16 protein-coding genes are annotated in these 22,229 nt (G+C 71.2%); 2 read left to right on the forward strand and 14 right to left on the reverse strand.

Annotated features, from left to right (window positions below; translation table 11 throughout):
- Positions 1–25: 25 nt before the first annotated feature.
- The 13 genes from ftsZ to mraZ form a co-directional block, all read right to left on the reverse strand.
- Positions 26–1,138: a cell division protein FtsZ gene (gene ftsZ / locus HC028_RS01575; RefSeq protein WP_168071887.1), complete on the reverse strand. Its 1,113-nt coding sequence runs from the start codon at positions 1,136–1,138 to the stop codon at positions 26–28.
- Positions 1,139–1,452: 314 nt separating this feature from the next.
- Positions 1,453–2,208, reverse strand: a complete 756-nt coding sequence (locus tag HC028_RS01580; protein ID WP_168071888.1) for a cell division protein FtsQ/DivIB — start codon at positions 2,206–2,208, stop codon at positions 1,453–1,455.
- A 5-nt stretch (positions 2,209–2,213) separates the two neighbouring features.
- Complete coding sequence (murC, locus tag HC028_RS01585) at positions 2,214–3,680, reverse strand: UDP-N-acetylmuramate--L-alanine ligase (RefSeq protein ID WP_239075325.1); 1,467 nt, start codon at positions 3,678–3,680, stop codon at positions 2,214–2,216.
- Positions 3,681–3,711: 31 nt separating this feature from the next.
- On the reverse strand, positions 3,712–4,815 hold the full coding sequence (gene murG / locus HC028_RS01590; RefSeq protein ID WP_168071889.1) for an undecaprenyldiphospho-muramoylpentapeptide beta-N-acetylglucosaminyltransferase: 1,104 nt from the start codon (positions 4,813–4,815) through the stop codon (positions 3,712–3,714).
- A 25-nt stretch (positions 4,816–4,840) separates the two neighbouring features.
- Complete coding sequence (locus tag HC028_RS01595) at positions 4,841–6,205, reverse strand: FtsW/RodA/SpoVE family cell cycle protein (protein ID WP_203981176.1); 1,365 nt, start codon at positions 6,203–6,205, stop codon at positions 4,841–4,843.
- A gap of 90 nt (positions 6,206–6,295) precedes the next feature.
- The gene (gene murD, locus HC028_RS01600) at positions 6,296–7,690 is read right to left on the reverse strand and encodes a UDP-N-acetylmuramoyl-L-alanine--D-glutamate ligase (protein WP_168071890.1); all 1,395 of its coding nucleotides are present in this window, start codon (positions 7,688–7,690) and stop codon (positions 6,296–6,298) included.
- Entirely contained in the window at positions 7,687–8,808 is a 1,122-nt protein-coding gene (mraY, locus tag HC028_RS01605) for a phospho-N-acetylmuramoyl-pentapeptide-transferase (RefSeq protein ID WP_168071891.1), read from the reverse strand. The genes murD and mraY overlap by 4 nt, the downstream gene beginning before the upstream one ends.
- The gene (locus tag HC028_RS01610) at positions 8,805–10,205 is read right to left on the reverse strand and encodes a UDP-N-acetylmuramoyl-tripeptide--D-alanyl-D-alanine ligase (protein ID WP_168071892.1); all 1,401 of its coding nucleotides are present in this window, start codon (positions 10,203–10,205) and stop codon (positions 8,805–8,807) included. Before HC028_RS01610 ends, mraY begins: the two co-directional genes overlap by 4 nt.
- The gene (locus HC028_RS01615; protein ID WP_168071893.1) at positions 10,202–11,770 is read right to left on the reverse strand and encodes a UDP-N-acetylmuramoyl-L-alanyl-D-glutamate--2,6-diaminopimelate ligase; all 1,569 of its coding nucleotides are present in this window, start codon (positions 11,768–11,770) and stop codon (positions 10,202–10,204) included. Before HC028_RS01615 ends, HC028_RS01610 begins: the two co-directional genes overlap by 4 nt.
- Positions 11,771–11,835: 65 nt before the next feature.
- Positions 11,836–14,193: a peptidoglycan D,D-transpeptidase FtsI family protein gene (locus HC028_RS01620; RefSeq protein WP_239075326.1), complete on the reverse strand. Its 2,358-nt coding sequence runs from the start codon at positions 14,191–14,193 to the stop codon at positions 11,836–11,838.
- A 3-nt stretch (positions 14,194–14,196) separates the two neighbouring features.
- Positions 14,197–14,778 carry a cell division protein FtsL gene (gene ftsL, locus HC028_RS01625; RefSeq protein ID WP_168071894.1) on the reverse strand — a complete coding sequence of 194 codons (582 nt, stop codon included), beginning with the start codon at positions 14,776–14,778 and terminating at the stop codon, positions 14,197–14,199.
- A gap of 48 nt (positions 14,779–14,826) precedes the next feature.
- Complete coding sequence (gene rsmH, locus HC028_RS01630; protein WP_168071895.1) at positions 14,827–15,960, reverse strand: 16S rRNA (cytosine(1402)-N(4))-methyltransferase RsmH; 1,134 nt, start codon at positions 15,958–15,960, stop codon at positions 14,827–14,829.
- Positions 15,961–16,174: 214 nt separating this feature from the next.
- Complete coding sequence (mraZ, locus tag HC028_RS01635; protein ID WP_168071896.1) at positions 16,175–16,606, reverse strand: division/cell wall cluster transcriptional repressor MraZ; 432 nt, start codon at positions 16,604–16,606, stop codon at positions 16,175–16,177.
- A 428-nt stretch (positions 16,607–17,034) separates the two neighbouring features.
- On the opposite strand from mraZ, the gene HC028_RS01640 reads away from it, so the two are divergent.
- Both HC028_RS01640 and HC028_RS01645 read left to right on the forward strand, forming a co-directional pair.
- Complete coding sequence (locus HC028_RS01640) at positions 17,035–18,267, forward strand: MurT ligase domain-containing protein (protein ID WP_203981166.1); 1,233 nt, start codon at positions 17,035–17,037, stop codon at positions 18,265–18,267.
- Entirely contained in the window at positions 18,257–18,967 is a 711-nt protein-coding gene (locus HC028_RS01645) for a type 1 glutamine amidotransferase (RefSeq protein WP_168071897.1), read from the forward strand. Before HC028_RS01640 ends, HC028_RS01645 begins: the two co-directional genes overlap by 11 nt.
- A 135-nt stretch (positions 18,968–19,102) precedes the next feature.
- Here the strand turns inward: HC028_RS01645 and leuS are convergent, their stop codons facing one another.
- Entirely contained in the window at positions 19,103–21,970 is a 2,868-nt protein-coding gene (gene leuS / locus HC028_RS01650) for a leucine--tRNA ligase (RefSeq protein ID WP_168071898.1), read from the reverse strand.
- Positions 21,971–22,229 lie beyond the last annotated feature (259 nt).

Genomic DNA, 22,229 nt, shown 5'->3' on the forward strand with positions numbered 1-22,229 from the left:
TACGCCGCCTCCCCCTCTGCGGTGGTCAGGCGCCGTTCTTGAGGAAGTCGGGCACGTCCACGTCGTCGAACAGGACGCGGCGCGGCGTGGCCTGGGGCGCGGCCGGCCGCGGCGGGGCGGCCGGCGCCTGCGGCTCCACCGGAGCGGCGGCGACGACCTTGCGCGGCGGCTCGGCCGGCTTGTAGGCCGGTGCCCCGCCGTCGAAGCCGGCGGCGATCACGGTGACCCGCACCTCGTCGCCGAGCGCGTCGTCGATGACCGCACCGAAGATGATGTTGGCGTCGGGGTGCGCGGCGTCGGTGACGAGCTGGGCCGCGTCGTTGATCTCGAACAGGCCCAGGTCGGAGCCGCCGGCGATGGACAGCAGCACGCCCCGTGCGCCGTCCATGCTCTGCTCCAGCAGCGGGCTGGAGATCGCCGCCTCGGCCGCCTCCACCGCCCGGTTGTCACCGCGTGCGCTGCCGATGCCCATGAGAGCGCTACCGGCGCCGCTCATGACGCTCTTGACGTCGGCGAAGTCGAGGTTGATCAGACCCGGCGTGGTGATCAGGTCGGTGATGCCCTGGACACCGGAGAGCAGCACCTGGTCGGCCTGGCGGAAGGCGTCCATCATGCTGATGCCACGGTCGCCGAGGGCGAGCAGCCGGTCGTTCGGGATCACGATGAGCGTGTCGCACTGGTTGCGCAGCTCCTCGATACCCGCCTCGGCCTGCACCTGCCGGCGCTTCCCCTCGAAGGAGAACGGACGGGTGACCACACCGATGGTGAGCGCACCGAGCTTGCGGGCGATGTTGGCGACCACGGGAGCGCCACCGGTGCCGGTGCCGCCGCCCTCGCCACAGGTCACGAAGACCATGTCGGCGCCCTTGAGCACCTCTTCGATCTCGTCGCGGTGGTCTTCGGCGGCGTTCTTTCCGACCTCGGGCTGCGCGCCGGCACCGAGGCCCCGCGTCAGCTCACGTCCAACGTCGAGCTTGACGTCGGCGTCGCTCATCAGCAACGCCTGCGCGTCCGTGTTGATCGCGATGAACTCGACACCCTTGAGCCCGACCTCGATCATTCGGTTGACGGCGTTGACGCCGCCACCACCGATGCCGACGACCTTGATGACCGCCAGGTAGTTGTGCGGATGTGTCATCGGACGTGCCTTTCCCCTTGAGTATCGTCGAGCGCCGGTCCGGTACGGGCGTCCGCATCGGGTGCGGCCCCTCACGGGCGGCGTCCGCTTGTTGCAGACGGCGCGAGGGTCGCTAAACCCTCACCCTTTACTAGAGGCTTATAGTTATGTCAACTAATGCCTGGTGGAAAGGTATGTGCCGACCCGCCGCGATCCAAGGACCGGCGTCGGCGTGTCGCCGCGCGACCGTCAATAAACTTCTACAGCGCCGCGAACGCCGGAAGTATCACGCCCACCCCCGCGGCCGATGCCTGAATCAACGAGGACACCCTCGATCAGCGGGTCGTCACCACCGACGGCGCACTCACATCCGTCACTTTCTGACCGTTGCCAAGGATGGTGAGCGCCACGCGCGCCTTCTCGTCATTCTGGGTCGCGTCGCCCCACACGATCTGGCGGCCGTCCCGCAGCTCCAGGCGGATCCGGGCCGGGGAGTCCGCCACCAACGCCGCCATCGGTTCGCGCAGCCCCGGCGGCAGCGCGGCGAGGACGGTCAGCGCGGCCCGCGTCGCCGAGTCGTCCCGGCCGGGGGTACGCAGCTTGAGCACGGGCAGACCAGCGGGTGGCACCGGCGCCGAGTCGAACACCGTGCCGGTACCGTCGACGATCGCGTACCGGTCGCCCATCGGCACCACCGCCGCCGGGGTGCGCTCGACGACACGGATGACCAGCGTGCGCGGCCACGACCGGCTGACCGTCACCCGGGAAACGGGGGGCAGCCCGCCGACCCGGCGGGCCACGACGTCGACGTCGACCCGTACCAGCGGGGTACCCGGCGCCACCCGCGCCGCCGCGCGTACCTGGTCGGCGGTCACCAACCGGGCACCCGTGACCCGGATGCCGGCCACTCCGAGCAGCGGCGTCGTGTACACCACGGCGCCGATGATGGCGAGGAGCACGACGGCACCCAGCGCTACCAGCCAGGGCAGCGCGGCGCGCAGCCGGCGCCGCCGGGCCCGCTGCGAGAACAGACGGACCGAGTCCGGTACGGCGTCGCGGCGCGCCCGGACCAGGCGCCATCTGCTGCTCAACTACGTCACTCGGAGCGGGCGTGGCGCGCCACGTACCCGTTGTCGCCGGACTCGACCGCGGCCTCCAGCGCGGCCAACAACTCGTCGCCCATCAGCGAGATCGGCGGCGCACCCATCGTGACGACGACATCGCCCTCGCGCGCCCGGCGGGCGACCTCCGCGGGCACGTCGTCCCAGCTGGGCACGAACACCTTCCGGTCGCCGGGAAGGCCGATCGCGGCGGTCAGCGACACGCCGCCCGCACCGGGCTCCCGGACCTCACCGGGCCCGAACACCTCCAGCACGATCGCCTCGTCACCGATCGCCAGCGCCGCCGCGATCGCCGCCTCGTTGTCACGGGTGCGGTAGACCCGGTAGGGCTGGAAGACCACGATCAGCCGCCCGTCGCCGGCAACCTCGCGCAGCGTGTTCATCGCCGCGGTCATCGACGTCGGGTGGTAGGCGTACTCGTCGTACACCCGCACGCCCGCCGCCGTGCCCTTGAGCTCGAAGCGTCGGCGCACCCCGGAGAACTCCGCGAGCGCCTCGACGACCGCCGCCGGCTCGACCCCCAGCTTCAACGCGGTGAGAACGCCCGCCGCGGAGTTGAGCCCCAGGTGGCGACCTGGCACCCGCAGCGAGATCTCACCCAGCGACTCGCCGTCGAGCGCCGCCATGTACCGCACGCCGTTGACCGACGAGACGACCTCGGTCATGCGCAGGTCGGCGTCCTCGGCCTCGCCGTACGTGTACACGGTGATGCCCTCGGCCCGGACCCGCTCGGCCAGCCGGCGCGCGCCGGGGTCGTCGGCGCAGGTGACCACGAATCCGTCCGGGTCCACCCGCTGGCAGAACTGGACGAACGCGTCCTCCAGGCCGGCCAGGTCGCCGTACGTGTTGAGGTGGTCGGCGTCGATGTTGGTGACGATCCCGACGTGCGGGCGGTACACCAGGAACGACCGGTCGCTCTCGTCGGCCTCGGCGACGAAGAACTCGCCGCTGCCGTGGTGGCCGTTCGATCCGGCCTCGGAGATCTCGCCACCGATGAAGAACGACGGGTCGAGGCCGGCGTGCTGGAGGATCATCGTCGTCATCGACGTGGTCGTGGTCTTGCCATGGGTGCCGGCCACCGCGATCGTGCGCCGCCCCGCCATCGCCGCCGCGAGCGCCTCGGACCGGTGCAGGATCCGCAGGCCCCGGCTGCGGGCCTCGACCAGTTCGAGGTGGTCGGCCGGGATCGCGGTCGAGTACACGACCGTGTCGACACCGTCCAGATTGGACACTACGTGCTGCATGTGGATGGTGCCGCCGAGTGCCCGCAGGCCCGCGAGCGACGGCCACTCGCGCAGCTCGCTGCCGGACACCGGAACGCCGCGGGTGAGCAGCAGGCGGGCCAGCCCGCTCATGCCCACTCCGCCGACCCCGATGAGGTGTACCGTCCCCAGGTCCTCCGCCGTCAGCTCGGCGAGCTGATCCGGCTTGGCCGCATTCACTGACCCATCACCTTTCTGGGCTCGTTCCCGCTCACTGCCCTACCACCTCATACATGAAGGCACGTAGTGCCTCGTCGCCGTCGCGGCGCCCGTACGCCCCGGCGGCCCTGCTCATTTCGGCGAGGCGGGCCTCGTCGCGGACCAGCGGAACCACCGTCCGCTCGATCCAATCCGGGGTCAGCTCGCCGTCGTCGACGATCAACCCACCCCCGGCGTCGACGATCGGCAACGCGTTACGGCGCTGCTCCCCGTTTCCGTAGGGTAGTGGCACGTAGACGGCGGGCATCCCGACGGCCGCGGTCTCCGCGCACGTGATGGCGCCGCCCCGGCACAAGGCCAGGTCACCGGCCGCATATCCCAGCTCCATCTCGGACAGGAACTTGACGGTCACGTACGGCACGGGCAGGTCCGGCGGGATGTCGACCGGCTCGTTGCGAGCGCCGATGATGTGCAGCACCTGTACGCCCGCGGCCGTGATCGCCTTCGCCGCCCCGGCCATGGCGAGGTTAATCGACCGGGCACCCTGTGAGGCGCCGAACACGAAAAGCGTCGGCAGATCGGGGCGGAGCCCGAAGTGGGCGCGGGCCTCGGCGCGGCGGGCGGCTCGATCGAGCGTGGTGATCGACCGCCGCATCGGCACCCCGGTGACGCGCGCCTGGCGCAGCACCGGCACCTGCTCGACCTGGTGCGGGAAGCCCACCGCCAGGTTGCGGGTGAAGCGCATGCCCATCCGGTTGGCGACGCCCGGCGGCACGTTGACCTCGTGGATGACGACCGGCGTCTTGCGCCGCCAGGCCGCCAGATAGGCCGGGACGGACACGTAGCCGCCGAAGCCGACGACCACGTCCGCCGAGACCTCGTCGAGCACCTCCCGGGTCGCGCGCGCGGCGCGCCACATGCGGTCGGGAGTGCGCACGAGGTTCATGTTGATCGAGCGCGGCAACTGGTACGCGGGGACGTTGCGCAGGTCGTAGCCCTTCGGCGGGATCAGCTCGGTTTCCAGCCCCTTCGGCGTGCCGAGGCAGGTGATGCGTAACTGCGGATCGTGCTGTCGAAGACAGTCGGCGAATGCCAGCAACGGGTAGATGTGCCCCCCGGTGCCTCCGCCGGCCAGCACGACCGACCGTACAGGCATCTGTGCGCTCCTCCCCTTTTTCCGGCTAGCGGTTCCGGACGCGGTCCTTGGCGCGTCCACCGCCGTCACCGCGCGGCCCGGCACCACCCGGTGCCGTCGCGCGACGCCCCGCGCCACCGCTGGGCAGCGGTGGCAACGGCGCCCAGACTAGCTGTACCCACTGACGCGGTGGACGGGCGTGTAGCGCTCGTGCGGCGTCGGGCTCAGCGCGGGCGAAGGACGTCAGGATTCCGGCCGCGGCGAGCGCGACGACGAGAGCCGTGCCACCGTCGGAGATGAACGGCAGCGGCACCCCGGTGATCGGCATGACGCCGGTCACCCCGCCGATGTTGATCATCGCCTGGCCGACCAGCCAGCAGGTGATGCCGGCGGCGACGAGCCGGCGGAACGGGTGCTCCACCCGACTGGCGATGCGCAGGCCGGTATAGGCGAGCACGCTGAAGACTGCCAACAGGACCACGCAGCCAACGACGCCGAGTTCCTCGGCGATGACCGCGAAGATGAAGTCGTTGTGCGCCTCCGGCAGCCGCCCCCACTTCAGGTGCCCGTTGCCCAGCCCCACCCCGAACCAGCCGCCGTTGGCGATCGCATACAGGCCCTGGAAGAACTGGTACGCGGGCCCGTTGCGGTCGGCGCGCGCCGGGTCGAGGAACACCGTCAGCCGCTCCTGGCGGTACGGCTGCAGAGAGATCAGCGCGGTCATACCCAGCGCTGCGAGAGCGAACAGCGCCGCGAACACGCGCTTACGCACGCCCGCGGCCCAGAGCACGCCGAGGAAGAGCACGAACAGGATCGTCATGCTGCCGAAGTCGTTGTAGCCGACCAGCGCGAACAGCGACAACGCTACGGGGAACAGCGGGAGGAACAGCTCACGCCAGCTGGTGATCTTCGTACCCTTGCGGGTGAGGACGTCGGCCACCCACAGCGCCAGCGCCAGCTTGGCAAGTTCAGCTGGCTGCAACGAGAGCGGGCCGACGTAGAGCCACAGTTCCCTGGCGTACAGCGGGCCGATCCGAAACGGCACCGGGGCGGCGTTGGGCGGTGTGTTCAGGGCTGTGAGGAACGCCAGCGTGTCGAGCACGACCACCAGTACGATGCAGCCGATGATCGCGATCCTGCAGATCGCCCGGTAGGTGCGCATCGGCAGGCGCTGGCAGATCCAGAACCCGAACAGCCCCACCACCGCCCAGCCGGCCTGCTTGGCCACCGAGGCGTATGCGCTCTGGCCGACCGCGAAGTTCTCCACGCTGGTCGCGCTGAACACCATGACCAGCCCGAAGATCAGCAGCAGTCCGACGCTGGCGAGCAGCAGGTAGTACGACGCGAGCGGCCGGTCGAGCAGCCCGCGCAGCGCGGCGAGTGGCCCGGACAGCCGCCCGGCCGCCGGCACCGGCGTGGGTACCGGCGTGGGTACGGGCGCGGCGGGGATGTCCTTGTCCTCGACGGTCGTCTGGGTCTTCACGACACCCCCTCCTACGTGCTAGCTCTCCAACGTTCGGACCGCCGCGGCGAACGCGTCCCCGCGCTTGGCGTAACTGGCGAACATGTCCAGGGATGCCGCCGCCGGCGCGAGCAGGACCGTGTCGCCGGGGCTCGCGAGCGTCGCCGCAGCCCGTACGACCTCGGCCATCGCCCCATCATCGGCCCTGGCGACCTCGACCACCGGTACCCCCGGGGCGTGTCGCGCCAGCGCCGCGGCGACCTCGGCGCGGTCGACGCCGAGCACGACCGCCCCGGCGAGCCGGTCGGCGACGCTGCGTACCAGGTCACTGATGTCCACGCCCTTGAGCTGTCCACCGGCGATCCAGACGACGCGCGGGTACGCCGTGAGCGAAGCCAGGGCCGCGTGCGGGTTGGTCGCCTTGCTGTCGTCGACGTAGGCCACGTGGGCGACCGTGGCGACGTAGGCGTTGCGGTGCCCCTGCGGCACGTAGCCGGCCAGACCCGCCCGGATGGCGTCCGGGCCGACCCCGTACGCGGCTGCGAGGGCCGCCGCGGCGAGGGCGTTGGCAACGTTGTGCGCGCCCGGCGGGCGGATCGCGTCGACCGGGATCAGCTCCACCCCGTCGGCGATCAGGCACCCGTCGGCGACGCCGTACTGTCCCGGCGCCGGCTCGGCGAGGGTGAAGCCCACGCGGCGGCCCGCCACCCGTGACAGCAGGCCAGCGACCCGCGCGTCGTCGAGGTTGCCGACGGCGACGCCGCCGAGGTTGCCGACGGCGGCGCCGCCGCCTGCCGACCGCCAGATCGCCGCCTTCGCCCCGGCGTACGCGTTGAAGCCGCCGTGCCAGTCGAGATGGTCGTCGGCCAGGTTGAGGAGCGCGCCGGCCTCCGGCGCCAGGCTCGACGACCAGTGCAGCTGGAAGCTCGACAGCTCCACCGCGAGCACGTCGTAGGCCGCCGCGGATTCAGTGGCCGCGAAGACCAGCGGCTCACCGATGTTGCCGAGCGCGGCCGTGCGCAGCCCGGCGGCGGTAAGGATCGCCGCGAGCATCGTCGTCGTCGTGGTCTTGCCGTTGGTGCCGGTGATGGCCAGCCACGGCGCCGCGTCGGGCCGGCGCAGCCGCCAGGCCAGCTCGGGCTCGCTGTACACGTCGAGCCCGGCGCCGACGGCCGCGGCCGCAAGCGGGTGGTGCGGAGCGAACCCGGGCGAGACCACCACGTCGGTGACCCCGGCGAGCAGGTCCTGCCCGTCTCCGACGACCACCTTCGCGCCCGCCGCACGCAACCGGTCGAGCGCGGCGCTGTCAGCCCGGTCGACGACCGTGACCTCGGCGCCGGCACCGATCAGCACCTGGGCTGACGCGACGCCCGCGACTCCGGCGCCCGCGACGAGGACCCGCCGCCCCGCGTACTCGTACCTGGCCTCGCTCACGGTGCCTTCGTCACCACCCGCAGGAAGTCGGCGTAGAACAGGCCGATGCCGATCGCCACGCCGAGCCCGGCGATGATCCAGAATCGAACGACGATGTTGACCTCGCTCCAGCCGGCCAGCTCGAAGTGGTGCTGGAGCGGGACCATCCGGAAGATGCGCCGGCCGGTCAGGCGGAACGAGCCGATCTGCATCACCCAGGTGACCGTGATGATGAGGAAGAGCAGACCCAGGATCGGTACGAGCAGCACGGTGTTGGTCGAGTACGCCAGCCCGGCGATCAGCGAGCCGAGCGCCAACGCACCGGTGTCGCCCATGAAGATACGGGCTGGCGAGGTGTTCCACCACAGGAAGCCGGCCAACGCCCCCGCCGCGGCGGCGGCGATGATCGCCACCTCCAGCGGGTCCCGGACGTTGTAGGAGTACGCCGCACCGACCGAGTACGCCTTGTCCGTCTCCCAGTGCCGGTACTGCCAGAAGCCGATGAGCGCGTACGCCCCGATGACCATCACCGAGGCGCCGGTGGCCAGACCGTCGAGACCGTCGGTGAGGTTGACCGCGTTCGACATCGACATGACCACGAAGATGAACAGCAGGACCGCGCCGACCTTGCCGATCTCCAGCCAGTAGATCTCCTTGACGAACGACAGGTAGGTACTGCCGACCGTCCCACCGGCCTTGTTCGGGAAGTACAGCGCGATGATGCCGAACACGGCGCCGACGAGCGCCTGTCCGATCAGCTTGCCCCGCTTGTTCAAGCCCAGGCTGTTCTTCTTGCTGACCTTCAGGTAGTCGTCGAGGAAGCCCAGCGCACCGGTGCAGATGAACAGGCCGAGCAGCACGATTCCGGTCGCGGTGGGCCCGGCTGGGGTCAGTCGTAACTGCACGTCCGGCAGCGTGCTCAGGACAAGGTGTCCGGCGATGTACGCGACGACGGTGGCCAGGATGAACGCCACCCCACCCATCGTCGGGGTGCCCTTCTTCGCCAGGTGGGGTGGGACCTTGCCCTCGGCCCGGATCGGCTGGTCGGCCCGTAACCGCGTGAAGACCTTGATGGCGATCGGGGTGAGCAGGATCGACAGGATGAACGCCGCGAACGCCGCGACGATAACCGCTCTCACGCTTGCACCCCTGCCGCCTCGGCCGTCTCGCGCAGGGCGTCGACCACCTGCCAGGTGCGGTACCGCGATCCCTTGCACAGGACCACGTCACCCGATCTCAGCTCGTCGCGCAGGACCGCGATAGCGGCGTCCTGGTCGGTCACGAGCACGGACTTCCCTCCCCAATTTGCTACGGAGTCGGCGCCGGCGCCGATCGGCGCGGCCGCGTCCCCTACCACCACGAGCAGGCCGACACCCAGTTCGGCGGCCAGTCGGCCGGCCTCTTCGTGCCCGGCCCGCTCGTGTTCGCCCAGCTCCGCCATGTAGCCCAGCACCGCGATGGTGCGCCGGGCCCGGCCCATCTCGGCCAGCGCGGTCAGCGCAGCCGCCATGGACGACGGGTTGGCGTTGTACGAGTCGTCGATGACCGTGACGCCGTCGGCACGGTCGAACACGTCCATCCGCCGGCTCGACATCAGCTCCAGCTCACTCAGCGCGGCGGCGACGTCGGGTACGGCCATGCCCAGCGAGGTCGCGACGGCGGCCGCGAGTAGCGAGTTGCCGACCTGGTGGCGGCCGGTCACGCCGAGGCTCACGGCGGCCCGCCGCCCCGCCGCGACGAGGTCGTACGACGCCCGGCCGCGCTCGTCGAGGACGACCGCTTCGGCCCGCACCGCTGCGTCCGGCGCCTCGCCGGCCAGGGTCACGCGTCCCCGGGCGAGCGCCGACATGGCCCGCACCCGCGGGTCGTCGGCGTTGAGGACCGCGAGGCCGTCCGCGGTCAGCGCCGTGACCAACTCGGACTTGGCCGTCGCGATCCGCTCGACCGAGCCGAACTCGCCCAGGTGCGCCGAGCCGACGTTGATCACCACCCCGATGTCGGGGCGGGCGATGTCGCACAGGTAGCGGATGTGCCCGACGCCCCGCGCGCCCATCTCCAGGACCAGGTACCGGGTCTCCGCGGTCGCCCGGAGCACCGTGTGCGGCAGGCCCAGTTCGTTGTTGAGGCTGCCGGCGGGGGCGACGACCTCGCCGAGGTGCGCGAGGGTCTGCCCGATGAGGTCCTTGGTCGTGGTCTTGCCCGACGACCCGGTGATGCCGACGACGGTCAGCCGGGGCAGGCGGTCGCGCACGGCACGGGCGAGCCGCCCGAGCGCGGTCAGCGCGTCACCGACCACGAGCATCGGTACGCCCTGGACCGGCCGGCTGCCGAGCACCGCGACGGCACCGGCGGCCATCGCGACCCCGGCGTAGTCGTGGCCGTCGACCTTCTCGCCGGGGAAGGCGACGAAGAGACCGCCCCGACCCACCTTGCGCGAGTCGTACTCGACGGTGCCGGTCACCCGGTCCGTCGGGGCGGCGCCGACGAGGTCGGCCCCCGTGATCTCGGCGATCTCCGCGAGCGTCAGCGGGATCATCGCGGGCCTCCCGTCCCGGCCGGTACCTGATCCGCCGTACCGGCAGCGGTCGGTCCGAACCTCACGGCCAGCGCCTTCGCCAACTCGTCGCGGTCGTCGAACGGGTACACCTCGCCGCCTACCTCCTGTCCGCGCTCGTGTCCCTTACCGAGTAACGCGATGACATCACCCGGGGCCGCCAGGCCCACCGCCTCCGCGATCGCCGCGCGGCGGCCTGCCACCTCTATGAGAGCGGCGGAACCGCCCGTGGCGTCACACGCACCGGCCAGCACCTCGGCCCTGATCATGGCCGGATCCTCGGTGCGCGGGTTGTCATCGGTGACGATCACGACATCGGCGCCCCGGGCGGCGGCCGCGCCCATGAGCGGTCGCTTCGACCGGTCCCGGTCGCCACCGGCGCCGATCACGCAGATGACCCGGCCCCGGCCGTCCCCGCCCCGGCCGTCCCGGCCGTTCAGGGCGGCGAGTACCTGGGCCACCGAGTCGGGCTTGTGCGCGTAGTCGACGATGCCGAGCACCGGGCCGGGCACCTGGACCCGTTCCATCCGTCCCGGCGTGCCCTGGCAGGCGGCCACGCCGGCTGCTGCCACCTCCGGGTCGACGCCGACGGCCACCAGCGACGAGATCGCCAGCAGCGCGTTGGCGACGCTGTGCCGCCCGGGCAGGGCGACGCCCGCCTCGACGGCGATCTCGTCTGGCCCGTGCGCCACGAAACGCTGCGCGAAACCCAGATCGGTGATCTCCGAGGGGTACCAGTCCCCCTGCGACAGCGAGTAGGTCACGGTCCCCGGACGGACCAGGCGCCGGCCGTACTCGTCGTCGATGTTGACGATCTCGACCGCGCACCGGCCGTCGAACAGCCGCGCCTTGGCCGCGAAGTAGTCCTCGACGTCGGCGTGGAAGTCCAGGTGATCCAGGCCGAGGTTGGTGAAGCCGCCGACGGCGAACCGCACCCCGCCCACGCGGCCGAGGGTGAGCGCGTGGCTGGACACCTCCATGACCACCGCGTCCACCCCGCGCTCGAGCGCGACGGCGAGGCACGCGTGCAGATCCGTCGCTTCCGGAGTGGTGCGGGCGCTGTCGATGGTGAGGTCACCGAGGCGGGTCTCGACGGTCCCGATCAGCCCGGTGGTACGCCCGGCCACCCGCAGGCCGGACTCGATCAGGTAGGCAGTGGATGTCTTGCCGGCCGTACCGGTGATCCCGATGACGGCGAGCCGATTGGTGGGGTCTCCGTAGATCCGCGACGCGACGACGCCGAGCACCGCGCGGGGATCCGCGACGACCAGGGCGGGCAGCCCTGCCACCGCGGCGCGGTCGGCCCCGCCCGCGTCGGTGAGAACCGCCACCGCGCCGGCTGCTTTCGCGTCCGCGATGAACTCGGCGCCGTGCCGGCGGGCGCCGGGCAGCGCGGCGTACAGGTCACCGGGCCGGACCTCGTCGCTGGCGTGGGTGATCCCGGTGACAGCGGCGGTAGCGGAAGGCTCGACAGGTTCGGATAACAGCGCACCCAATTGATCGAGTGGGGTCGCCGGCACGTTGCGAGGGCGGGGGTAGCCGGGCACGGGGCTAGACCCTACCCGTTACGGCATCGGGCAGTTGGACAAGGCGGCCCACGTCCGCATCCACCTCACTCGGTGATCCGGAACGACGGCGGCGGCGTGGCACTGGGCGGGACGCGGCTCTGGCCGAGGGCGAAGGCCATCATGTCGGAGAACGCGGGCGCCGCGACGGTGCCCCCCTCACCCTTGGGGGTATGCGCGAACACCGCGATGACGTAGCGCGGCGCGTCGGCGGGCGCCATACCGATGAACGAGCCGACTTCGCCGGAAACGTACTTGCCGTTCGGCCCGACGAACTGGCCGGTGCCGGTCTTGCCCGCCACCCGGTAGCCGGGGACGGCCGCCTTGCGCCCGGTCGCGTCCTCGACGGTCACGACCGCCTCGAGCATCTGCCGCAGCGCATCCGCGGTCTGGGTCGACAGCACCCGCTGAGTACGCGGCGCGGGCGCCGGGGTGACCTGACCCTCGGCTGAGACCTTCGCCTTCACCAGGTGCGGCTGCACCCACACTCCGCCGTTGGCGATCGCCGCGTACACGGCGGCCATCTGCAGCGGGGTGGTCGAGATGCCCATGCCGATCGGGATCGAGCCGTAGCTGGACCCGCTCCAGTTCTCCGGCGGTTGGATCAGCCCGGACGCCTCGCCCGGCAGCCCTTCGCCGGTCGCCTTACCGAGGCCGAACTTGCGCTGGTACTCGTACAGCTTCTGCGGTCCCAACTGGTCGGCGATCCGGATCGTGCCGACGTTGGACGAGTACGCGAGGATGCCGGGCAGCGTCAGCCGGGTGCCCTCCGGGAAGGGATGCGTGTCCCTGTACGTGGTGTCGCCCTTGCGGATGGCCGGGCCGACCGGGATCGCCGTATCGGTCTTGACGACCCCTTCCTGCAGCGCGCCGCCCAGCGCGATGACCTTCGACACGGAGCCGGGGTCGACGACGAGGTCGGTGTTGGCGTCCAGGCGCTGCTTCGGCTGCGCCTTCATCGGCTCGGCGGCGTCGTAGCCGGGGTAGCTCGCCTGCGCGAGCACCTCACCGGTCTTGACGTCGAGCACCACCGCCGAGCCGAAGTCGGCGTTGATCTTCTTCATCTGCTGCGACAGCACCGAGTACACCCGGAACTGAAGATCGCTGTTGATGGTCAGCTGCAGCGACGAACCGGGCCGGGCCGGCGTCTCGACGCGGTAGCCGCCGGGGATCTCGGCCTTCACCTCGCCGCCGCCGACCTCGAAGGCCCGCTCACCCGGTACCCCGCGCAGGTCACGGTCGTACTGGAACTCCAGCCCGGCCGCGCCCCGCAGGTCGTAGCCGGTGAACCCGATGAGGTTCGCGGCCAGGTCGTGGCCTGGCACGTCGCGGCGTTCGTCGCTGTTCACGACGACGCCGGCGAGCTTGAGCGCGTCCACCTTCTCGCCGACCGCCACGTCGACCCCGCGCGCGAGATACTCGAACCGCACCGGGGTGCCGTCCTCGCGGGCGTGCTTGACGAGCTTGGGGAGCAGTTCCGAGACCGGCTTGCCGAGCAGCGGGGCCAGTTGCCGCGCCGCCGCCTGGGGGTCCTCCACCATGCCCGGGTCGGCGTAGACCAGGCGCGCCTCGACGCTGTGGGCGAGGATGTTGCGGTCGCGGTCGTAGATGGTGCCGCGCGGCGCGGGCAGGGGTACCCGCTCGATCCGGTTGACCAGCCCCCGGGCCGCGTACGCCTTGGCGTCGATGAGCTGCAGCTCCACGAGCCGACCGCTGATCACGACGAAAATGGCGAGGATCAGCACGCTCGCCAGCCGCAGTCGCCGGCGCGGCTCGGGCAGCCGGACCTGGCGCTTGGGCCGCCGCGCGGGCGCGCCACGCTTCGCCTGAGCCGCTTTCACCGCCGCGCGGACACCCCCCGCGCGGACACCGCCCGTGCCACCGCTGCGTGCGGGCGCGTGCGGTCGACCGGCAGGGGGCTGCACGCGCGGCGTTCGCCGGCCGCCGGGCGACGGTGCCTTGGCCGCCGGCGCCTTGGCCGCCGGCGCCTTAGCCGCCGGCGCCTTAGCCGCCGGCGCCTTAGCCGCCGGCGCCTTGGCCGCTGCTGCCGCCGCTGCGCTCCCAGCCGGGGACCGGTCACTGTTTCGTGCCGCCGAAGGCCGCCGGGGCGGTTCGTCCACGACGCCCCGGCCACCCCGCCGTACCGGCTCACCCGCCCCGCCCTGTACCACCTGCAGCGCCGGCCGGAACGGGTCACCGCCGCGGCTGCGCTGCCCCCGCTCGGCGTCGGCCTCCCGGAGGCTGCGCCCGCGCGGGGTGTAGCGACGCGCGTCGCTGATACCCGAACGGCCCTGGCTGGCCCCACGCGCCACGGCCCCGCGCGGTGGCGCCCCCGTCGGGTCGATCGACGGGTCGGTGACGCCGCTACGCGGGGCGCGACGTGGGTCGGTCGGGCGGGACGGCACGTGTTACCGCCGGGGCTGACCGGCGGTAGCGCCGCTGTTCTTCTGCGTGCTCGTGCCGGCAGCGCTCGACTGGCCCGCCGCCGGCCGAGGCACGGTGAGGACCTTGCCGTCAGGCAGCGTGATGAACGCCGGGCTGTCGGCGGGCACGAGGCCCAGCCGCCGGGCCGCTGCCGCCAGACTGGTCGGCGACTCCTTCTCGGCCAGGTCCTGGGTCAGCTGCGCCTCGGTACGGTCGAGCCGGCCCTGCTGTTTCTGCAGTGCCTCCAGCCGGAAGGCATTTTCGTTAATCTTGGTGTTGAGCACCAGAATGCCCACCACGCCGGCCACCACCACGGCCAGTACGCCGGCCACGAAGGGCGCCTTGGGAACACTGACCGGCGCCGGCGGAGCCACCCGCAGTCGCGGAAGCGTCGGACGGTTCGCGGCCGCCTCGCTGTCCGACTGCGGCGCCAGCGCGGTGTTGCCCACCGTGACAGGCGCTCCGCTGCCGTACTCCCGATCCATGGCCGCACGCCGATCCCCCGCGCTCCGGCCCCCCGAGCGCGGTGTAACCTGCTGCCGCCGGTACGGCAGTGCTGTCGTCATACAGTTTCACCCCTTTTCGCAACTTTTGGGTTGCGTAGTGGACGATCCTCAGTCCTGATCCGATGTGGACCGTCCATTCAGTTCCCCGGTGCGCCGATTCGCGGTCGGTGCACCGGGCTGATGCATTGCCTTCGGCCGGCGCGGCGGCCGGGGTTCCCGCCCCGGCCGCCGCCCTCCGTCCTTGCGCCCCTGTGGGGCCGTTCCTGTTCCCTGCTGTGGCTGGCCCGTCGCGTTCGGGTCCACCCGTTCGGCCGCGCGCAGCTTCACCGAAGCGGCGCGCGGATTCGCCTCCACCTCCGCCTCGCTCGGCGGCTCCGCCCCCCGGGTCAACAGCCGGAAGGTCGGTGCGGTGCCGGGCAGCTCGATCGGCAGGTCCACGGGCGCGGTCGACCTGGTACGCGTCGCCAGCGCCTGCTTCACCAACCGGTCCTCCAGGGAGTGGTAGGACATCACCACCACCCGGCCACCCGGCGCGAGCGCGTCGAGAGCAGCCGGCAACGCCCGTTCGAGCGCCGCCAACTCCTCGTTGACCTCGATGCGCAGCGCCTGGAACGTGCGCTTCGCGGGATGTCCGCCGGTTCGCCGCGCCGGTGCCGGGATGGCGTCCCGGACCAGTTCGGCCAGCCGCGCCGAGGATGTCAGCGGTGCCTTCGTCCGTTCCCGAACGATCGCCGCCGCAATCCGTGATGCGAATCTCTCCTCGCCGTAGACCCGCAGGATCCGGCTCAACTCGCCATGGCTGTAGGTGTTGACCACCTCTTCGGCCGTACGCCCCCGGCTCTGGTCCATCCGCATGTCCAGCGGCGCGTCCTGGGCGTACGCGAACCCCCGCGCCGCCTCGTCGAGCTGCAACGAGGAGACGCCGAGGTCGAAGAGGATCCCGTGGACCGGGCCGAGCGACAGCCGCTCGAGCGCCTCGGGCAGTTCGTCGTAGACCGCGTGCACCAGGTGCGTACGGTCGGCGAACCGCTCCAGCCGCCGCCCCGCCAGCGCAAGCGCCTGCGGGTCCCGGTCCAGTCCGATGAGGGTCGTTTGCGGATGAGTCTCGAGGACCGCTTCCGCGTGACCACCGAGGCCGAGGGTTGCATCGACGTACACCGCTCCCGGCCGATCAAGGGCGGGAGAGAGCAGCCCGAGACACCGCTCGAGCAAAACGGGTACGTGGATACCCTGCTCCCCCATGTCGACCCCCTCGTGGCCTCAGGCCTGATGGCGATTCGCGGTCACCATCAGACCTGCGGTTGTGCTGCCGGCCGGTCGACGTACCGCCAGATCCCCATCCGCTCGTCCGCCTGGCACTGGGGAAGTAGAGCCAGGAGTCCTAGCGGCTGGAGATCTGGCGGTGCGCCTTGACCGGTGCGTGAAATGCGTCCCTTGTGGACTGCTGCGCGATCGGTCACAGCCCGCCGGGCAGCACCCCCTCTTCGATGCCGGCGAAGTCCTCCTCGCTTTCGGCGAGGTAGGTATCCCAGGCTTGCCGGTCCCAGATCTCCACCCTGGTGCTCGCCCCGATCACGACAAGCTCGCGGTCCAGCCCGGCGTACTCCCGCAGATGCGCGGGGATGGTCACCCGGCCCTGCTTGTCGGGCACCTCGTCGTGTGCGCTGGCGAAGAACACCCGGCTGTAGGCCCGGGCGGCCTTGTGCGTCATCGGCTGCTCACGCAGCTGACTGGCGATGCGGGCGAACTCGGAGACGGGAAACACGTAGAGGCATCGTTCCTGCCCTTTGGTGATCACGACACCTCCCGCCAACTCATCTCGAAACTTCGCTGGAAGGATCAACCGGCCCTTTTCGTCCAGGCGAGGAGTGTGGGTGCCGAGAAACATCGACCCCTACCCCCCTCCCGCGCTCCGCGGTCCCCCCCGGGGCCGGCAGAGCCCCCCGCTCCGCCATTGCGCCCCACTCTACTCCACTTCCCTCCACCGTCAACGCAGAATGGCGCCGAGTAACGGCGTCGAGCCGCGAAAAAGCGCAGTTCAGGGAGGGTGGAGCGCGGTGGAGGGCACCACCGGGGACCGGAACACCCGTCACTATTCCGACACGATGGTGCCCCACGAACCGTGGCGAAAAGTCGTTTTTTGGGTTTTTGTTCCTGGCGTGTCGTGGATCGTCCCATCCCGTGGTGGGGTGAAGTGGAGCGCGGCCCGGCGCGATGGAGGGCCGCCGATCGGCCGTCCCCGTCCGCCCCTCCCGATCCAGCACGCCCGGTCGGCGGACGGTAGGGTCGCCGTATCGCCGACCCCGTGAGAGCGTGATGACGACGAAGAAGCTGCCACTGCGGGCCAAACTCGCTACGTCGGCGACGCGCGGCGCCGCCGCCCTGTCTCGAGCCACCGGACGTGGTGACGGTTCGGTCATCGGCGGGCGGATCGGGCTCATGATCGACCCGAACCTGCTCACCGAACTGGCCGCCGGCCGCCGGATCGTGCTGATCTCCGGCACCAACGGAAAGACCACGACGACGAGGCTCACCACCGCGGCCGTCAGTGTGCTCGGCGAGGTCGCGAGCAATGCGCTCGGCGCCAACATGCCCACCGGGCACACGTCCGCGCTCGCCAAGGCCGGCCCGACGCCGTACGCGGTGCTCGAGGTCGACGAGCACTACCTCCCGCAGGTCCTCGACACCACCCGTCCACGCGTGGTGGCCCTGCTCAACCTGAGCCGCGACCAGCTGGACCGGGCCAAAGAGGTCGCCATGATGGCCGCGCTGTGGCGGGAGACCCTCGTCGGGCGCGACGTTCACGTGGTGGCCAACGCCGACGACCCCATGGTCACCTGGGCCGCCCAGTCGGCGGAGCACGTCACCTGGGTCGCGGCCGGGCAGCGCTGGCACGACGACTCGTGGGTGTGCCCCGAGTGCGGCTCCGCCATCGAACGCAACGGCGACGCCTGGTGGTGCAACGGCTGCCCGCTGCGCCGACCCGTTCCAGAGTGGACGGTCCAGCAGGACGGCGTGGTCGACCCGACCGGCACGTACCACGAGGTGAAGCTGCAGTTACCCGGCCGCGTCAACCGGGCCAACGCGGCTACCGCGCTCGCCGTCGCGGCCCACTTCCGGGTACGCGTCGAAGACGCCCTGCCCCGGCTGGCCGAAGTGAAGTCGGTCGCGGGCCGCTACGCCACGGTGGAGCGCGACGGGCGCCTGATCCGGCTGCTGCTGGCGAAGAACCCGGCCGGCTGGCTGGAGGCCTTCGACATGGCCGAGCAGGTGCCGACCCTGCTGTCCATCAACGCGCGTGACCCCGACGGCCTGGACACCTCGTGGCTGTACGACGTGGACTTCTCACCGCTGCGCGGGCGCCGTGTGCTCATCTCCGGCGACCGGGCGATGGACCTCGCGGTACGGCTGACCGTCAACGCGATCCCGTTCGAGCACATACCGTCGTTCAGCCAGGCGTTGGCCTCGGTGCCGCCGGGCCGGCTGGAAGTTATCGCCAACTACACCGCGTTCCAGGACATCCGAGCGGAGCTCGATCGTGTCAACTGAATCCCGACTGCGGCTGGTCTGGGTCTACCCCGACCTGCTGTCGACCTACGGTGACCGGGGCAACCTGCTGATCCTGGAGCACCGGGCCGCCCTGCGTGGTCTCCCGGTCGAGTGCATCGAGGTCCGCTCCGACCAGCCCATGCCCGCAGACGGCGACATCTACCTGCTCGGCGGCGGGGAGGACGGTCCGCAGTCGCTCGCGGCCCAGCGGTTGGCCGCCGACGGCGGGCTGCACCGGGCCGTCGACCGCGGCGCCGTCGTCTTCGCCGTCTGCGCTGGGTACCAGCTTCTCGGCCACTCGTTCTACGCCAAGGGAACCCAGTGCCGCGGCCTGGAAATGCTCGACCTGCACTCCGACCGCGGCCCCACCCGGGCCGTCGGCGAGATCGCCGGCGAGATCGACCCCCGGCTCGGCCTGCCGCCGCTGACCGGCTTCGAAAACCACGGCGGGCGCACCCACCTCGGCCCCGGCGCTCACCCGCTCGCCCGCGTCACCACGGGCATCGGCAACGACGGGCAGACCGAGGGCGCCTGGAACGGCCGAATTCTGGGCACGTACTCGCACGGCCCGGCCCTGGCCCGCAACCCCGACCTGGCGGATCTGCTGCTGCGCTGGGCCACCGGCGGCGACCTCGCACCGATCGACGACACCTGGCCCGACCGGCTGCGCCGGGAGCGCCTGGCCGCCGTCGCGCGCTGAGCGCGCCCTCAAGCGCCGTCGCGCGCTGAGCGCGCCCTCAAGATCCGCGCAGTTTGGGCCTAACTGCTGCTATCCCGCCGGGGGATGCCGCAGTTTCGCCCAAACTGCGCGGATCTTGCGCGTTGCGGGCTGCGCTCAGACGACGACGCTGACCATCCGCCCCGGTACGACGATGACCTTCCGGGGCTCCTTGCCCGCCAGGTGATCGGCGATCTCGGCCAACGCGGCCGCCCGCACGGCGTCCTGATCGGCGTCCGCCGGCACCTCGACCCGACCGCGCACCTTGCCGTTGACCTGCACCGGGTAGGTGACGGTCGCCGCCACCAGCAGCGCCGGATCGGCTTCCGGGAACGGCACGTACGCCACGGTCTCGTCGTGGCCCAGCCGGCGCCACAGCTCCTCCGCGACGTGCGGGGCGAACGGCGACATCATCAGCACCAGTGGCTCCACGACCTCCCGCGCGGCGCCGGCCGCCGAAACGGTGGTGGCCCGGTTGGTCAGCTCGATCAACTTGGCGATGGCCGTGTTGAACCGCATCGCGTCCACGTCCTCGCGGACCCCGGCGATCACACGGTGCAGCAGCTGGCGGGTCTCGGAGTCGGCCGGGGAGTCGACCACCCGGGTCGCCCCGGTCTGCTCGTCGACGACCAGGCGCCACACCCGCTGCAGGAACCGCTGCGCGCCGACCACGGCGCGGGTCTCCCAGGGGCGGGAGACGTCCAGCGGACCCATCGACATCTCGTACACCCGGAACGTGTCGGCGCCGTACACCTCGCACATCTCGTCCGGCGTGACCACGTTCTTCAGGGACTTGCCCATCTTGCCGTACTCGCGGCTGACCTCCTGGTCACCGTAGAAGTAGCGGCCGTCGGACTCGACGATCTCCTCCGCCGGCACGTACACGCCACGCGCGTCGACGTAGGCGTACGCCTGGATGTACCCCTGGTTGAACAGCTGCCGGAACGGCTCCCGGCTGCTGACGTAGCCCAGGTCGTACAGCACCTTGTGCCAGAACCGGGCGTACAGCAGGTGCAGCACCGCGTGCTCGACCCCGCCGACGTACAGGTCCACGCCGCCGACGTCACCGCGATCGCGCGGGCCCATCCAGTACCGCTCGTTCTCCGGGTCGACCAGCGCGGAGTCGTTGTCGGGGTCCAGGTAGCGCAGCTCGTACCAGGACGAGCCGGCCCACTGGGGCATCGTGTTCGTCTCGCGCCAGTACTTCTTCGGCCCGTCCCCCAGGTCCAGGGTGACCTCGACCCAGTCCTGCACCCGCGACAGCGGGGTCTCCGGGTCGGTGTCGGCGTCGTCCGGGTCGAACGTACGCGGCGAGAAGTCCTCCACGTCGGGCAGCTCGACCGGCAGCATCGACTCCGGCAGCGCGACCGGCAGGCCGGTGGAGTCGTAGACGATCGGGAACGGCTCACCCCAGTACCGCTGGCGGCTGAACAGCCAGTCCCGCAGCCGGTACGTGACCGCGCCGGTGCCGTGGCCGCTCTCCTCCAGCCACTGGATCATCTTCGCCTTGGCGTCGGCGATGCTCAGCCCGTCCAGGCTGAGTCCGTGAGGGGCGGCGGAGTTGATCGCCGTGCCCTCGCCGGTGTACGCCTTGCCCTCGAAGTCGGCCGGCGGCTGCACGGTACGGATGATCGGCAGGTCGAAGACCTCCGCGAACTCGTAGTCCCGCTCGTCCTGCCCGGGCACCGCCATGATCGCGCCGGTGCCGTAACCGGCCAACACGTAGTCGGCGATGAAGATCGGAATCTGGGCGCCGTTGACCGGGTTGGTGGCGTACGCGCCGGTGAAGACGCCGGTCTTCTCCTTGGCGTCGGCCTGGCGTTCCACGTCCGACTTGCTCGCTGCGAACTGACGATACGAAGCGACCGCCTCGGCCGGCGTGGCGTGACCGCCGGTCCAGGCCGGCCGCGTGCCTTCCGGCCAGGCGGCCGGGACGATGCCGTCAACGGCCGGGTGCTCGGGCGCCAGCACCATGTACGTCGCGCCGAACAGCGTGTCCGGCCGGGTCGTGAAGACCCGCAGCGCCCCGCCGGAGAACGGGAAGTCGATGTGCGCGCCGACGGACCGTCCGATCCAGTTGCGCTGCATGGTCTTGACCTTGTCCGGCCAGTCCAGCTTGTCCAGATCTTCCAGCAGCCGGTCACCGTACGCGGTGATGCGCATCATCCACTGCCGCAGGTTGCGCCGGAAGACCGGGAAGTTACCCCGCTCGCTGCGCCCCTCGGCGGTGACCTCGGCGTCGGCCAGGGCGGTACCCAGCCCGGGGCACCAGTTGACCGGGGCCTCGGCCACGTACGCCAGCCGGTGGTCGTCGATCACCACGCGGCGCTCCACCTCGGTCAGCTCCGCCCACGGCCGGCCGTCGGGGGTGGGCCGCTCACCGGCTTCGAACTCCGCGACCAGCTCGTCGATCGGCCGGGCCTTTCGCTGCTCCGGGTCGTACCAGGAGTTGAAGATCTTCAGAAAGATCCACTGCGTCCAGCGGTAGAAGGCGACGTCGGTGGTGGCGAAGCTGCGCCGGTCGTCGTACGCCAGACCCAGCCGGCGCAGCTGCGACCGGTACCGCTCGATGTTGACCTCGGTCGTGGTGCGCGGGTGGGTGCCGGTCTGCACGGCGTACTGCTCAGCCGGCAGGCCGAACGCGTCGAAGCCCATCGGGTGCAGCACGTTGTACCCGGTCATCCGCTTGAAGCGGGTGTAGGAGTCGGTGCCGATGTAGCCCAGCGGGTGACCGACGTGCAGGCCCGACCCGGACGGGTACGGGAACATGTCCATCACGTACAGCTTCTCTGCCCCGAAGCGCGGGTGGCTGGGGTCAGCGAGCGGGCCGGTCGGGTTGGGGGCGTGGAACGTGCCGTGCTCCGCCCAGTAGTCCTGCCAGCGGGCCTCGATGTCGTTCGCCATCGCGGCCGTGTACCGGAACGGCGGGGTGTCGCCGGCGTTCTCGGCCGCGTGCACCGCCGTCGTGTCGGCTGCCTCGCTCATCTCGTTTTCGCCACCTTCGTCTACCGGTTCTTCGCGGTCAGCATGTCAAAGCGGTCGGAGGGCATGAAAAAACCCCTCACACAGGAGGGGTCGCCGTGCCATTCACCGTCTTCAGCGATCAGCACGGCCCGCTAAGAAGCCGGAACTGCCGGGTCATGGTCGCGAGTGTAGCGCGCCGGAGCGGGTGGAGGCACATGGTACGGAAGGAGGGCGCCCCGCTTGGGGCGCCCGCCTCGCAGAACAGGGGAAGATCCCCGCA

Origin of the sequence: Planosporangium flavigriseum (assembly GCF_011947225.1) — a bacterium.
In the GTDB taxonomy this organism is placed as follows: Bacteria; Actinomycetota; Actinomycetes; order Mycobacteriales; family Micromonosporaceae; genus Planosporangium; species Planosporangium flavigriseum.

What these genes read in the sequence shown, in the direction of transcription:
- ftsZ (WP_168071887.1), bottom strand. Translation starts at nt 1,138, where the DNA reads ATGACACATCCGCACAACTACCTGGCGGTCATCAAGGTCGTCGGCATC.
- murG (WP_168071889.1), bottom strand. Translation starts at nt 4,815, where the DNA reads ATGCCTGTACGGTCGGTCGTGCTGGCCGGCGGAGGCACCGGGGGGCAC.
- HC028_RS01610 (WP_168071892.1), bottom strand. Translation starts at nt 10,205, where the DNA reads ATGATCCCGCTGACGCTCGCGGAGATCGCCGAGATCACGGGGGCCGAC.
- ftsL (WP_168071894.1), bottom strand. Translation starts at nt 14,778, where the DNA reads ATGACGACAGCACTGCCGTACCGGCGGCAGCAGGTTACACCGCGCTCG.
- rsmH (WP_168071895.1), bottom strand. Translation starts at nt 15,960, where the DNA reads ATGGGGGAGCAGGGTATCCACGTACCCGTTTTGCTCGAGCGGTGTCTC.
- mraZ (WP_168071896.1), bottom strand. Translation starts at nt 16,606, where the DNA reads ATGTTTCTCGGCACCCACACTCCTCGCCTGGACGAAAAGGGCCGGTTG.
- HC028_RS01640 (WP_203981166.1), top strand. Translation starts at nt 17,035, where the DNA reads ATGACGACGAAGAAGCTGCCACTGCGGGCCAAACTCGCTACGTCGGCG.
- leuS (WP_168071898.1), bottom strand. Translation starts at nt 21,970, where the DNA reads ATGAGCGAGGCAGCCGACACGACGGCGGTGCACGCGGCCGAGAACGCC.